Annotated in this window: 12 protein-coding genes and 1 tRNA gene; 8 read left to right on the forward strand and 5 right to left on the reverse strand. The window is 65.7% G+C overall.

Going from position 1 to position 13,772, the window contains the following annotated elements; all coding sequences use genetic code 11:
* The first annotated feature begins 273 nt into the window (after window positions 1–273).
* Window positions 274–1,767, forward strand: a complete 1,494-nt coding sequence (locus tag EF834_RS07135) for a DUF4185 domain-containing protein (RefSeq protein WP_235871033.1) — start codon at window positions 274–276, stop codon at window positions 1,765–1,767.
* Between the two features lie 271 nt (window positions 1,768–2,038).
* Here the strand turns inward: EF834_RS07135 and EF834_RS07140 are convergent, their stop codons facing one another.
* From EF834_RS07140 to EF834_RS07160, 5 genes are all read right to left on the reverse strand, one after another.
* Entirely contained in the window at window positions 2,039–3,154 is a 1,116-nt protein-coding gene (locus tag EF834_RS07140; RefSeq protein ID WP_127946497.1) for a beta-propeller fold lactonase family protein, read from the reverse strand.
* Between the two features lie 325 nt (window positions 3,155–3,479).
* Window positions 3,480–3,989, reverse strand: a complete 510-nt coding sequence (locus EF834_RS07145; protein WP_127946498.1) for a hypothetical protein — start codon at window positions 3,987–3,989, stop codon at window positions 3,480–3,482.
* A 538-nt stretch (window positions 3,990–4,527) separates the two neighbouring features.
* On the reverse strand, window positions 4,528–4,989 hold the full coding sequence (locus tag EF834_RS07150; RefSeq protein WP_127946499.1) for a hypothetical protein: 462 nt from the start codon (window positions 4,987–4,989) through the stop codon (window positions 4,528–4,530).
* Between the two features lie 337 nt (window positions 4,990–5,326).
* Window positions 5,327–5,773 carry a hypothetical protein gene (locus tag EF834_RS07155; protein WP_206615196.1) on the reverse strand — a complete coding sequence of 149 codons (447 nt, stop codon included), beginning with the start codon at window positions 5,771–5,773 and terminating at the stop codon, window positions 5,327–5,329.
* Window positions 5,774–6,063: 290 nt separating this feature from the next.
* A tRNA-Arg gene (locus EF834_RS07160) sits at window positions 6,064–6,137 on the reverse strand.
* A 166-nt stretch (window positions 6,138–6,303) separates the two neighbouring features.
* Here EF834_RS07160 and EF834_RS07165 point away from each other — a divergent pair.
* From EF834_RS07165 to EF834_RS07195, 7 genes are all read left to right on the forward strand, one after another.
* On the forward strand, window positions 6,304–7,455 hold the full coding sequence (locus EF834_RS07165) for an XdhC family protein (protein ID WP_127946501.1): 1,152 nt from the start codon (window positions 6,304–6,306) through the stop codon (window positions 7,453–7,455).
* Window positions 7,456–7,552: 97 nt separating this feature from the next.
* Entirely contained in the window at window positions 7,553–8,446 is an 894-nt protein-coding gene (locus EF834_RS07170) for an FAD binding domain-containing protein (protein ID WP_127946502.1), read from the forward strand.
* Window position 8,447: 1 nt separating this feature from the next.
* Window positions 8,448–8,963, forward strand: a complete 516-nt coding sequence (locus EF834_RS07175) for a (2Fe-2S)-binding protein (RefSeq protein WP_127946503.1) — start codon at window positions 8,448–8,450, stop codon at window positions 8,961–8,963.
* Window positions 8,960–11,377 carry an aerobic carbon-monoxide dehydrogenase large subunit gene (locus EF834_RS07180; protein WP_127946504.1) on the forward strand — a complete coding sequence of 806 codons (2,418 nt, stop codon included), beginning with the start codon at window positions 8,960–8,962 and terminating at the stop codon, window positions 11,375–11,377. Before EF834_RS07175 ends, EF834_RS07180 begins: the two co-directional genes overlap by 4 nt.
* Before the next feature lie 12 nt (window positions 11,378–11,389).
* Window positions 11,390–12,283 carry an XdhC family protein gene (locus EF834_RS07185; RefSeq protein ID WP_127946505.1) on the forward strand — a complete coding sequence of 298 codons (894 nt, stop codon included), beginning with the start codon at window positions 11,390–11,392 and terminating at the stop codon, window positions 12,281–12,283.
* On the forward strand, window positions 12,274–12,864 hold the full coding sequence (locus EF834_RS07190) for a nucleotidyltransferase family protein (RefSeq protein WP_127946506.1): 591 nt from the start codon (window positions 12,274–12,276) through the stop codon (window positions 12,862–12,864). The genes EF834_RS07185 and EF834_RS07190 overlap by 10 nt, the downstream gene beginning before the upstream one ends.
* Window positions 12,861–13,763: an AAA family ATPase gene (locus EF834_RS07195; RefSeq protein WP_127946507.1), complete on the forward strand. Its 903-nt coding sequence runs from the start codon at window positions 12,861–12,863 to the stop codon at window positions 13,761–13,763. Before EF834_RS07190 ends, EF834_RS07195 begins: the two co-directional genes overlap by 4 nt.
* Window positions 13,764–13,772: the final 9 nt, after the last annotated feature.

Below are 13,772 nucleotides of genomic sequence, written 5' to 3' on the forward strand. Positions count from 1 at the left end.
ACAGGACTGGAACCTGCGACCTTGTCGGCATTGCCGGCGCGTCAACGCTTCCTCCCGCGCTGGATCGCATCAACCGCCGCGAGATCTCCTGGGCTCGATCAGCAACTTCGCCTTACCGGTTCGTCGTTGGCCGAGCCCGAGCAGCCTCCCGGTGAGAACGGGGGGAGAGCTCGGCCGGACGGAAATCACACCCGCGCAGCGGCAGCTGCTTTGACTTTCTGTGGTTTCCTCATTGGTCGGCGCATACCTCGAGCGATGGGAAGGACGCAGTCTGTGAGGGCAGTGAAGCGTAGTTGGACCGCCGTACTGTCGGCTTCCGCGGTCACCGTGGGCCTGTCGGTGGCGATGGCGACTCCGGCCGGTGCGGTCGGGGGACCGTGCGGGCAGAGCGGTGGCGGTAGCCTGGGCAGCTCTGGCAGTAGCGGTAGCTCCGGCAGCACGGGAACCCTGATCGGGAGCCTGGGCTCGGGCAGCCTGGGCAGTGCGACGGGTTCGCTCGCGAATTCGCTTCCGTGGATCATCGGTTCTCCCGACGGCGCGCTGCCGGTGCTGACCGGCCGCACCAAGGCGATCGAGATGGTCACCGGTCCGGGTAGTCCGAACGAGAGCATCGAGAAGTACAGTGTCTCGGGCACCGATCTCGGCATCATGTGGGACAACGGCCAAGGACAGGTGCTGATGGCCTTCGGGGACACCGTCGGCGACTGCGATGAACCCGGCACCCAGTGGCGCAGCAACGCCCTGTTCCGGAGCAGCGACACTACGCTGAGCGATGGCATGCGGATCGACAGCTCGCCGCTCGCCCCGCCGCCCGCTGTGAACTTCTCCAAGCAGGTCATCGACGGCCTGCTCAACCTTCCGCTGGGCAGCCTCGAATTCACCGTCATCCCGACGGCCGGAGTCGAGGTGGACGGGGTCCAGTACGTTCGCTTCATGTCGGTACGCTCGTGGGGCGCCCCCGGCGAGTGGATGACGAACTACTCCGCGATCGCCCGCTCGGACGACAATGGCGATACGTGGGATGTGGTGGTGCCGACCGTCCGGGTCAATCTGGATCCGATGGATCCGGAGTTCCCGGACGGAATTGTCCCGCCAGCGTTCTCGTCACACAACGAGAATTGGCAGATGAGTGCGTTCGTGCCGGACCGCGGCGACGGGTTCGTCTACGAATTCGGCACCCCCTCAGGGCGTTCCGGCTCCGCGCGGTTGGCCCGGGTGCCGGCGACCTTGGACGCCATGGAAGACCCGACCAAATACGAGTACTGGACTGGAACCGACTGGTCCTCGACCATCGCGGACGCTGAACCTGTGATCAAGGCGCCAGTCAGCGAGCTGTCGGTGCAATGGAACGACTACCTCGGCAAGTACATTGCGATGTACACGGACGTGGGTGGTCTGAAGATCCGTCAGGCCGACCATCCGTGGGGCCCGTGGAGCGGTACCGAGACGCTCATCAGTGCGATCACACTACCGTCGCTGTACGGCGGATTCATGCACCCGTGGGCTACTGGACAGTACCTGTATTTCGTACTGACGACATGGGATCGGTACAACGTGATCTACATGCGGACTGATCTGAGCCGGGTCGACAGGATGAAGTCAGCGGAGCAGGTCGACCGCCCCGACCCCGCGCAGACCGGCGAGCAGAAGCTCCTCCGTTTCGACATGCCCGAGGACTTGCCGGAAACCGAGGACTCGCCGGAAACCGAGGACCTGCCGGAAACAGAGGACTTGCCGGAAACCGAGGACTTGCCGGAAGAGGAATGATTCGCGCGACCGGGTGACCTGTGGCCCGTCCCTGCACAGGGACGGGCCACAGTCGTCGAAGTGTCTCCCTACTCGGTGTCCTCCACAGGACTCGAACCTGCGATCTTGCCGGCGCAGGCGGTGGGCTCGGCGGCGCACACAGGATCCCGACTGTGTCAGTGCTGCGCCTTCCAGCACCTGCGTGGTGATCCCGGCGGAAGCGTCCTCGAAACCGCCGGGTCAGAGTCCACTCTTGGGTGGAGTGCCGCGTTCTTCCGGTGGAGCGCGTTGGTCAGGACGACGGTGCCAAAGAGCCTAGGCTACCGAGTGATCCGGCCGACGGTGCCAAAGAGCCTAGGCTGCCGAGCGATCCGGTCGACGGCGTTGGCTCGATCTCGATCACCGACACCGAGTCGCCGAAGCGGTTGGTGACGTAGGCGCGGCTGCCGTCGGGTGTGATTGCTATCCCGGTTGGCCCTGCGCCGACGTTGATGGGGGCTCCGGTGGCGAGGTTGGTGGCGGTGTCGATCGCCCATACCGCGTCGAAATCGTTGTTGGTGACGTAGGCGCGGCTGCCGTCGGGCGTGAATGCCACTCCGACCGGATACCCGCCGACGTTGATCGGAAATGCGGTGACGAGTTTGGTGGCGGTGTCGATCACGGAAACCGTGTCGTATTCGATGTTGGTGACGTAGGCGCGGCTGCCGTCAGGAGTGATCGCTACCGCTGCCGGCCCGTCGCCAATGTTGACTGTGTCGGTGACGGTGTTGGTGGCGGTGTCGATCACCACCACTCTTTCATCGTTGGCGACATAGGCGTCACCGTCGGGGGTGATCGCAATCCCGTAAGGCCCGTCGCCGACGTCGATCGGGTCTCCGGTGGCGAGGTTGGTCTTGGTGTCGATCACCGACACCGTGCCGCCGTCGTCGTTGGTGACGTAGACGTGTTCACCGTCAGGAGTGATCGCCACACCCCACGGTCCGCCGTCGGCGTCGATCGGGAGTCCGGAGACTTGGTTGGTGCGGGTGTCGATCACCGACACCGTGTTGTCCCATTTGTTGGCGACGTAGGCGTAGTTGCCGTTGGGGGTGATCGCCACACCGTACGGCCCGTCACCGACGTCGACGGTGCTGACGATGGTGTTGTCTGCGGTATCGATTACCGACACAGTGTCGTCGTCCATGTTGGTGACGTACGCGTGGGTGCCGTCGGGGGTGATCGCCACCCCGCGCGGTCCCTCGCCGACGGGGACGGAGCTGGTGACAGTGTCGGCGTGCGCGGCCGGTCCGGTAGTGAGCATCAGGCCAGCCGTCAGGGCTACCGCCAGCCCGGCCGTACGTCGTCGGGCACGTGATCCGGCAAAGGGGGTATTGCCACGATCAGGAGGGGCAACATCGGTGTGTGGCATCGTGGCCGGACTCCTCGGGCTAACGGGCCTACGGGGCAGTGAGTGGTGTTGCCGGGGGTAGTGCACACGGGACCAAGGAGATTGGGCCGCGTGGTCTCGTCATGCAGTCGGACTATACGGGACACATTCCGGCAATGCGGATATTTGTCCGGAATCGAAGTTGCGATGGAGAACGCTTCGGTGGGTCGTCCCGTTGATCTGCAGAAAGGCGTCGCAGCCAAGGCTCACCTGGAGCCGCGTTGCGCCGCATGCCAACACGAACGAACCGCGGCCCGAACATGCTTCTGGCCCGACACCCTGATGGTGCCGGGCCAGAAAGGGGTGGTCAGGAAATGCCGAAGCTGCCGTATTCGAGGCTGCCGAGGCTGCCGTACTCGAGGCTCGCGATGCCGCCGTACATGAGGCTGCCGACACTTCCAGAGGCGGTGCTGCCGAGGCTACCTAGGCTGCCGGAGGTGCTGTCAGCGGTGAACGCCAATGGTTCGTCCGTTTCCCCTGTCCCCCAAGTCTCGTCAGTCGATTGGCCGACACATGACCAGCTGAGGTGATAGTCGCCATCGATGAATACCGTCGTGATGACCCAGTTGCGGTTGGGATTGATGGACCAATGCGGGGACGCGTTCGTGATGTCGGGGTCTGCGTCGTTCGTTGCCACCCAGTTGCAGGTGATCATCTCCGGGCTGTTATTGGCGATGGAGACTTCAACGAAGTTTCCTCTGGCGTCGACAGACAGGGTGACGTCTTCGGGCTCGGCGTTGGCCGGCGCGGCGAACGCGACGGCCAGGAGCGGGGCGGCCAAGGCTGCGGCGGCAGCGGCACGTACTGACTTGATCAACGGGTTCTCTTTCTCTTGTTCTCCGTATGCGGACCCGCTTACGGGGTGTGGTGCACCGGTGGTACCTCGAAGGAACGCGAGTGAATCCCCCCCGGCGTGAAGGAATCTAACAGTGCCCCACCAGACGAGGTCGAGGAATCCTCATGCGTAGTGTCTTGATCGAAGCCCGTGGGTCTGGATGTCGCCGCTCGGCCTGCTGGGCGCCCTGCGGAGCCACGCGGCAGCTCGAGAAGGGTCCATCTCCTTCGGTCTCAGCAATCCGTACGACTACGAAAAATGTTGTTCCAGTGACTGATTCGCTATCCATTCCCATGTGCTAGCCCGTGCTGCCGACGCGAGAGTGGACACCGGTTCCTCCTTCATGGTGATGTCCGGACTCAGTTCCTCCGGGGATACTCGAGCCGCTGCAGCCTCTGAGTGTGCGTGGCACGCCGCGTTGGCCGTACGTCGCTACGCCCGTGCGAGTAGCACGCCGGCGCCTGGCCTGAACATGCTTCATGGCCCGACACGCTGATGGTGCCGGGCCATGAAGGGACGATCAGGAACTGCCGAAGCTGCCGGACGTGCTGCCGAGGCTGCCGAAACCCGTGCTGTCGTCGTCGGTGCTGCCCGGGGCGGTGAACACGAGGGGCTCGGCTGTCTTTCGCCCGGTCTCCCACGTCGTCCCCCACGTCTCGCCGGCGAGTGGGGTAGTGCAGTTCCAGTTGACGGTATAGGTGCCGTCGGCGACGGTCACCGGGTAGCGATACTCCTCGTCGGATTCGACGTACTGAAAGAAGGCCGCGTAGGTCTCGCCGAAGATCCGGTCACTCTCTGCCATCCATTTGCAGGTGATCGTCCTCTGGCTGTCGTTGATGATGATGACTTCTACGTCGTTGCCGTGGACCTCGACGGATAGGGTGACGTCTTTGACTCCGGCGTTGGCCGGCGCGGCGAACATGGTGGCCAGGAGTGGGGTGGCCAAGGCTGCGGTGGCAACGGCACGTACTGACTTGATCAAGGAGTTCTCTTTCTCTCGTTCTCCGTATGAAGGCCCGCGTGCGGGAAGTGGTGTACCGGCGGCACCCCGAAAGAACGCGAGTGAGTCCCTCCCGGCGGGAAGGAATCTAACAGTGCCCACTGAAAAAGTTCGGGGAATCGTCGTCCGAAACGTCTTGATCGAACCCCACATCGCATTCAACGGCTGAGGGCGGCACACGCCGGGGCGCCGAACTGCATGGCGAACGACTGCACGAGTGTGCCATGTGCTGGGCGGACCGAAACCGAGACGAACGAACGGGGGCCTGAAGATGCTTCTGGCCCGACACCATGATGGTGCCGGGCCAGGGAAGCGGTGGTTAGGAGAAGCCTAGGCCGCCTTCGAGGCTGCCGGGGTGGAAGATCCCAAGGAAGCCGTCGCCTTCAAGGTCGATGCTCCCGAATGGGCCAACCGGGGTGGTGAACCGGATTGGCTCTGCAGTCTTGTCGTCGTGAAGGAAGTCCTCCGTCCCCCAAACCTCGGGACGGTCCCAGGACATGCACCCCCAACTGGTTTCGTAGCTGCCGCCGCCGAGGTACCGCTGGGTGCGATACTCGTCGCCCGGGAGTATGTAACCAGTGATGATTGAACCGGGCGTGCGGCCGTCGTCAGTCACGACCTGCCACTCGCAGCTGATCAGGTCCCGAGAGTTGTTGGTGACGGCAACTTCAACGAAGTTACCCCTGACGTAGACCGAGAGGGTGACGTCTTCGGGTGCGGCGTTGGCCGGCGCAGCGAATGCGACGGCGACGAGCGGGGCGGCCAAGGCTGCTGCTGCTGCGGCGCGTACACACTTGATCAACTAGTTCCCTTCCCTCGTTCTCCGTATGCGGTCGTGCACCGGCGGCATCTCGAAAGAACGCGAGCAATCCCCCCGGCGTGAAGGAAGTTACACCAAGGAGGTGCCGTGAACCCGATCGACGCGATCACGGCGGGCGTCCTGCCGCATATCGCCGACAGCATCGACGCCCCACTGCTCGCTGTATCAAGGTGCCGCCGTATCTGGATTCTTGCTGCTCGGACGGCTCTTTGGCATATGGGCCGATAGGGGATAAGTGCCCCCGGCAGGACTCGAACCTGCGACCTAGAGATTAGAAGGCTCTTGCTCTATCCAGCTGAGCTACGGAGGCGCGGCCAGAAGCATACCCGCCCGTCCGGGGTGCCCCGCGCACATAGATCGATGAGTACCAAATTCACACGCCACCACCAGAACCGATCCTAGCCGCATCATCGCGGAATAGGCTCGCAGTTGAGCGACCCAACGAGAGGCGACGGCCGGAACTGGGGGCTGACGCGATGCGCGACGTCTTGTCCGATCTCTTCACAATCTGGCGTGCCGGCGATACAGCTGGACTGGGCACGGTTGTCGCGACATTCCGGTCTGCGCCTCGGGATCCGGGCGCCGCGATGCTGGTGGCGCCGGACGGGACAGTCACCGGATCCGTCTCGGGCGGCTGTGTGGAGGGCGCGGTGTACGAACTCGCGTCGGAGGTAGTCGGCACCGGTCTGCCGGTTCTCGAGCGATACGGCGTGAGCGACGAGGACGCCTTCGCGGTGGGGCTCACCTGCGGCGGCGTTCTCGACGTATTCGTCGAGCCGATCTCGCGCGACACCTTTCCGGACCTCGAGGCTGTCGTCGTTGACATCGGTGAGAACCGGCCGGTCGCAGTCGCCACCGTCATCGAGGACACTGACAATGAGGACACTGACAATCCCGGGGGTGCGCGGGTGGGCCGCCACCTCGTCATCCGGCCGGATAGCGCGAGCGGATCCCTCGGCTCCGCTCGTCTGGACCAGGCCGTCACCGACGACGGGCGCGGACTGCTCGCCGCGGGCCGGTCCGCGGTCCTCGAGTACGGACCCGACGGACAGCGCCGGGGGGAGGGCCTGCGGGTCTTCGTCTCGAGCTTTGCGCCGCCACCACGGATGCTGGTGTTCGGTGCAATCGACTTCGCGGCCGCGGTCGCTCGGCAGGGCGCGTTCCTCGGCTATCGGGTCACTGTGTGTGATGCGCGCGAGGTGTTCGCGACCGCGAGCCGGTTCCCGACCGCCGACGAGGTAGTGGTGGACTGGCCGCACCGATACCTCGCCGCGCAGGCCCAGGCAGGCGCGATCGACGGGCGCACCGTGATCTGCGTACTGACCCACGACCCCAAGTTCGACGTTCCGCTCCTCGAGGTTGCGCTGCGCCTCCCCGACGTGGGTTTCGTCGGCGCGATGGGCTCCGAGCGCACCCATCTGGACCGTCTCACTCGGCTGCGCGAGGCCGGTCTGACGGACGAGGAACTGTCGAGGCTGTCGAGTCCGATCGGGCTCGACCTCGGAGCGCGCACACCCGAGGAGACAGCGGTATCGATCGCCGCCGAGATCATCGCTCGGCGGTGGGGCGGTGGGGGTCGACCGCTCCGTGACCTGCATGGACGTATCCACCACGACCAACCCGAATGATTACGGCACCGAGATCAAGTGATCGCTGAATAGGCCTTGACGGTGGCCTTGAACCTGGAACAGGCTGGAAACAATCCGGCTCTGTGAGGAGTGACACATGCAGGTTCCGGGACTATTCGAATACGAGCGTGCCGCCGATGTAGCGGATGCGATTGCACTGCTGGATCGCCTGGGCGACGAGGCAAGGGTGGTTGCGGGCGGTCACAGTCTGTTACCGATGATGAAGCTGCGGCTGGCCAACCCCGAATACCTCGTCGACATCAACGACCTCGTCGACGAACTCGGCTATATCTTGGTCGCGTCGGACGCTGTGCGGATCGGTGCGATGGTCCGACACCGCCAGATGCTCGAGTCCGACGACCTGGCCAAGGTGTTCCCGATCTTCCGGGACGCCGAGCGCGTGATCGCCGACCCGGTGGTCCGCAATCGCGGCACGATCGGCGGTTCGCTCTGCCAGGCCGACCCGGCCGAGGATCTGACGACGGTGTGCTCTGTGGTCGGCGCAGTCTGTGTGATTCGTGGCCCCACCGGCGTGCGCGAGGTATCGATGAGCGAGTTTCTCGTCGGCCCATACGAAACCGCCGTGCGTAGCAACGAGATCCTCATCGAAGTCCGCGTCCCTCGAACTCCCCCGGATTATCCCGGATCCAGTGCCTACTCGAAAGTGGAACGGCGCGTGGGGGACTGGGCGATCGCGGCCGCCGGGGCCGCCCTGTGGATCGACGGCGACCACATCGGTGGGGCATCGGTCGGACTCACCGCGGTGGAACCGGACGCCGATCGGGTCGCGGCGATCGGTGATTTCCTACGGGGGCAACCGATTAGCGAGGAGACGTTCCGCAGTGCCGGCGAACTCGCCGGGCAGGCATGTGAACCGGTGACGGATCCTCGTGGCACCGCCGCTTACAAGCGGCACCTGGCCGACGAACTGACCGTCCGCTCGCTGCGCACCGCTGCCGAACGGGCCGTCGTCCCACGAACGGAGGCATGAGATGCGAGTGACGATGACGGTCAACGGTACCGAGGTCAACGACGACATCGAACCGCGCACGCTGCTGGTGCACTTTCTGCGGGATCGATTGGGACTCACCGGAACACACTGGGGCTGCGACACGAGCAACTGCGGTACCTGCGTGGTGTCGGTGGACGGCGAACCGGTGAAGTCGTGCACGATGCTCGCGGTCATGGCGGGCGGGCGCGACGTGCGCACAGTCGAGGGACTCTCGCAGAACGGGGTGCTGGACCCCGTGCAGGAAGGGTTCATGCAATGCCACGGACTGCAGTGCGGATTCTGTACGCCCGGCATGATGATTACCGCCCGCGCACTGCTCGATCGCGATCCGGACCCTGACGAACAGACCATCCGCGAGGCGATTTCGGGCCAGATATGCCGTTGCACCGGGTATACCACGATCGTCCGCTCCATCCGGTGGGCAGCGGAGCACGGCGGTGCGACCACCGACGCAGTGACCTCGGGAGACTCAGTGACGACGGGAGGTGCGTCGTGACCACGCTCGACAAGGCGCCCGAAACGGTCGATCCCGACAGCGTTTCGAACGATGGAAAGCCGTGTGGGCACGGTCGGATGCTCCGCAAGGAGGACCCGCGGTTCGTTCGCGGAAAGGGCCACTACGTCGACGATGTCCAACTGCCCGGAATGCTGCACCTGGCGATCCTTCGTTCGCCGGTCGCACATGCGCGGGTCGTGCGTGTGGACACGACAGCGGCGCAGGAGCATCCCAAGGTTGTGGCGGTCGTCACCGGCGCCGATCTGGCGGAGAAGGGCCTGGCATGGATGCCGACCCTGTCGAACGACGTGCAGGCCGTACTGGCGACCGACAAGGTGCGGTTCCAGGGACAGGAGGTGGCGTTCGTCGTCGCCGAGGACCGCTATTCCGCGCGCGACGCGCTGGAGCTGATCGATGTCGAGTACGAACCACTCGAGCCTGTCGTCGATGCGCGCACCGCACTCTCGCCGGATGCACCGGTCATCCGCACCGATCTGGACGGCAAGACCGACAACCACTGCTTCGAGTGGGAGACAGGAGATTCAGCGGCCACCGATGCGGCCTTCGCGAAGGCCGATGTGGTGGTGCGGCAGGAGGTCGTGTACCCGCGCGTGCATCCGGCGCCCATGGAGACGTGTGGCGCCGTCGCCGACTATGACGCGGTGAACGGCAAGCTCACACTGTGGTCCACGAGTCAGGCCCCGCACGCCCACCGCACCCTGTATGCGCTGGTCGCGGGGTTGCCGGAGCACAAGATCCGGGTGATCTCGCCGGACATCGGCGGTGGGTTCGGCAACAAGGTGCCGATCTACCCGGGCTACGTGTGTGCGATCGTCGGATCACTGGTCACTGGCAAGCCCGTCAAGTGGATGGAGGACCGCAGCGAGAACCTCACCAGCACCGGCTTCGCGCGTGACTACATCATGGTCGGCGAGATCGCTGCGACGAGCGAGGGCAAGATCCTCGCGATCCGCACCGACGTCCTCGCCGACCACGGCGCGTTCAACGGCACAGCGGCCCCGATCAAGTACCCGGCGGGCTTCTTCGGTGTATTCACCGGCAGCTACGACCTCGAGGCCGCGTACTGCCATATGACGGCCGTGTACACGAACAAGGCCCCCGGCGGTGTGGCGTACGCGTGTTCGTTCCGCATCACCGAGGCGGTGTACCTCGTCGAGCGAATGGTCGACTGCCTCGCGTTCGACCTCGACATGGACCCGGCGCAACTGAGGTTGAAGAACCTGCTGCGTCCCGACCAGTTCCCGTACACGACCAAGACCGGGTGGAAGTACGACTCGGGCGACTACGCCACCACGATGCGCAAAGCGATGGACATGGTCGGCTACGACGAGCTGCGCCGCGAGCAGGCCGAGCGCCGCGCGCGCGGCGAGCTGATGGGTATCGGGATGTCGTTCTTCACCGAGGCCGTCGGCGCCGGACCGCGCAAGGACATGGACATCCTCGGGCTCGGCATGGCCGACGGATGTGAGCTCACCGTCCACCCGACCGGCAAGGCGGTCGTCCGGATCTCGGTGCAGACGCAGGGGCAGGGACACGAGACGACGTTCGCGCAGATCGTCGGCGAAGAACTCGGCATCCCGCCCGAGGACATCGACGTGGTCCACGGCGACACCGACAACACCCCCTTCGGTCTCGGGACCTACGGAAGCCGTTCGACACCAGTGTCGGGGGCCGCGGCTGCCCTAGTCGCACGCAAGGTGCGCGACAAGGCGCGGATCATCGCGTCGGGCATGCTCGAGGTGTCCGTCGCCGACCTCGAATGGGTCAAGGACGACGAGCGTGGCGGTGCGTTCCAGGTCAAGGGCGACCCCTCGGCGGCGGTGACCATCCAGGACATCGCGATGCGCTCGTACGGGGCCGGAGACCTACCCGACGGCATCGAGGGCGGTCTCGAGGCCCAGATCTGTTACAACCCCGAGAATCTCACCTACCCGTACGGCGCGTACTTCTGCGTCGTCGATGTCGATCCCGGCACCTGTGAGGTGAAGGTGCGCCGGTTCCTCGCGGTCGACGACTGCGGCACCCGCATCAACCCGATGATCATCGAAGGGCAGGTACACGGCGGCATCACCGACGGAATCGGTATGGCGCTCATGGAGATCGTCGCGTTCGACGAAGACGGCAACTGCCTCGGCGGCTCGTTCATGGACTACCTGATCCCTACGGCAGTCGAGGTGCCCCACTTCGAGACCGGGTTCACGGTCACCCCGTCGCCACATCATCCCATCGGGGCCAAGGGCGTTGGCGAAAGCGCGACCGTGGGGTCGCCGCCGGCCGTGGTGAATGCCGTCGTGGATGCGTTGAAGCCGTACGGGGTGCGTCACGCGGACATGCCGCTGACGCCGTCACGCGTGTGGGAGGCGATGCAGGGTCGGGCGACCCCGCCGATCTGACGGGAGATGCGAATGGATCTCGGTGCACGCGCCGCACAGTTGGCTAGCGAGCGGCGAGCCTTCGTCCGCGCGACGGTGGTCCGCGCCCAACAACCGACCTCGTCGGCACCAGGCGATGACGCGATCGTGTTGGCGGACGGAACGATTGAGGGCTTCGTCGGTGGCCACTGCGTGCAGAACTCGGTGCGGCAGGCCGCGGTGGACGTGCTCGAGACGGGCGAGAGCCTGCTGCTGCGGGTCCTGCCCGACGAAGGGCCCGATTACCCGGACGTGGCCGGGGCTCGTGTCGTCCTGAACCCGTGCCTGTCCGGCGGCGCGATCGAGATCTTCCTGCAGCCCTGCCTGCCCCCGCTCATGGTGAGGGTTGTCGGCGAGACTCCGGTCGCGGACGCGGTCGCCGCATTCGCCGAGTCACTCGACCTCGACGTCCGACGGGGCCCCACACCGGACGCGGGAGAATCGGCGGTGGTCGTCGCAAGCCTCGGCGGCGACGAGCCGAGCGCGATCCGGGAGGCGCTCGACGCAGGAGCCGGCTACGTCGGACTCGTCGCGAGCCGGTCCCGCGGCGCCGCGATCCTCGACGAGCTCGACCTCGACCCGGGGGCGCGCGCCGCCGTCCACACCCCGGCGGGACTGCCTATAGGAGCGCGAACGCCGAGCGAGATCGCGGTGTCGATCCTTGCCGAGTTGGTCCGTGAGATTCGCGGCGGGCAGCTACCGGATCGAGCATCCACCAGAGCAACTGGATCGGCCGCCGACCGGCTGACCGTGGTCGACCCAGTGTGCGGCATGACTGTCATCGTCGACGACGAGACTCCGCACCTGGAGATCGACGGTGAGGACTACTGGTTCTGCGCGCCTGGGTGCCAGCGAGCTTACGAGAAGGAGCGTGCCCGATGTTCGTGACCGGACTGGTGCTGGCCGCCGGTAGGTCCCGGCGACTGGGGCGGCCCAAGCAACTGCTGCCGTACCGCGGCGCGACCCTGCTCGACGCGACGCTGCGAACGGCGAGGGCCTGCCGCTTCCACCAGCTGCTGGTGACCGTGCCCGGCGCCGCGGAAGCGATCGAGGACATCGTCGACCTTCGCGGCTGCACCGTCGTCCACACTCCCGACTCGGGTAGCGGCTGCTCGGCGTCGGTGAAAGCGGCCCTGCCCGAGGTCGATCCGCTCGCGGCCGGGATCGTGCTGCTGCTGGGAGACCAGCCTGGTGTGCGACCGTGGACGGTGCGGGACCTCGTCGCTCGCGGAGCCATGGAGAACATCGGGGTGTGTCGTTACGCGGATGGGCTCGGTCATCCACTGTGGCTGGGACGCAGCGTGTTCGACGATCTCGCTGTGCTACGCGGTGACAAGGCCGTGTGGGGTTTGCTCGACCGTCACCCCGATTCCGTGTTCGAGGTCCCGGTTGACGATCGGATCCCGCTCGACGTCGACACGTGGGATGAATACCGGGCGCTGCTCGACCAGGATCGGGACGCGTCGTGAGCGCGGCGGCCCCCGATGTCGACTTCATTGACGTCGAAGACCTGATTCGACGTTTCGACGCACAGGACTACCTGCTCGACGAGGGCACGGCGACCGCTCTGTTCCTGGCGCTGCGCTTGGGGCGCCCGTTGCTGCTCGAGGGTGAGCCCGGCGTAGGGAAGACGACGGCGGTGAAGGCGCTCGCCGCGGCGCTGGGCGCGCCGTTGGAGCGGTTGCAGTGCTACGAGGGGTTGGCCGCAGACGAGGCCCTCTACGACTGGAACTACCAGCGGCAACTGTTGGCCGTGCGGTTGTCCGAGGCGCGTGGTGAGCGACTCGAGGAGGCAGATCTGTTCACCGAGCGCTTCCTGTTGGAACGTCCGATCCTGCGATGCGTGCGCCACAAGGGCGGCCTGTCACCGGTGCTGCTGATCGACGAGATCGACAGGGCCGACGACGAATTCGAGGCCCTGCTACTCGAGTTCCTCGGTGAGGCCTCTGTGACGGTGCCCGAACTCGGCACGTTCCACGCGGAGCGGGCCCCGATCGTCGTACTCACGTCCAATCGCAGCCGCGACTTGCACGACGCACTCCGGCGACGGTGCCTCTACCACTGGATCGACTATCCGACGCCCGAACGGGCCGCAGCGATCCTGCGCCGGACGGTGCCTGGCGCCACCGCTGCGCTGATCGCGAGCGTCACCGAGTTCGTGGCGTCGGCGCGCGCGCTGGACTTGGACAAGCCACCGGGTGTCGCGGAGAGCATCGACTGGTTGGCGGCGCTCGCCGCACTAGGGGCTGCCGACCTGGTGCCGGCCGACGCGCTAGCGAGCCTCGGCGCCCTCGCGAAGACCCCTGACGATCGAACCGTGCTGGCAGAGGCGGTCGGCAACTACCCGGCGAGCGGGGCAACCGGATGAGAGGACCAT

The organism is Rhodococcus spongiicola, from assembly GCF_004011835.1.
GTDB classification, from domain to species: Bacteria; Actinomycetota; Actinomycetes; order Mycobacteriales; family Mycobacteriaceae; genus Prescottella; species Prescottella spongiicola.

Coding starts and splice junctions, on each gene's coding strand:
- EF834_RS07140 (WP_127946497.1), bottom strand. CDS start 3,154: ATGCCACACACCGATGTTGCCCCTCCTGATCGTGGCAATACCCCCTTT.
- EF834_RS07165 (WP_127946501.1), top strand. CDS start 6,304: ATGCGCGACGTCTTGTCCGATCTCTTCACAATCTGGCGTGCCGGCGAT.
- EF834_RS07170 (WP_127946502.1), top strand. CDS start 7,553: ATGCAGGTTCCGGGACTATTCGAATACGAGCGTGCCGCCGATGTAGCG.
- EF834_RS07175 (WP_127946503.1), top strand. CDS start 8,448: ATGCGAGTGACGATGACGGTCAACGGTACCGAGGTCAACGACGACATC.
- EF834_RS07185 (WP_127946505.1), top strand. CDS start 11,390: ATGGATCTCGGTGCACGCGCCGCACAGTTGGCTAGCGAGCGGCGAGCC.
- EF834_RS07190 (WP_127946506.1), top strand. CDS start 12,274: ATGTTCGTGACCGGACTGGTGCTGGCCGCCGGTAGGTCCCGGCGACTG.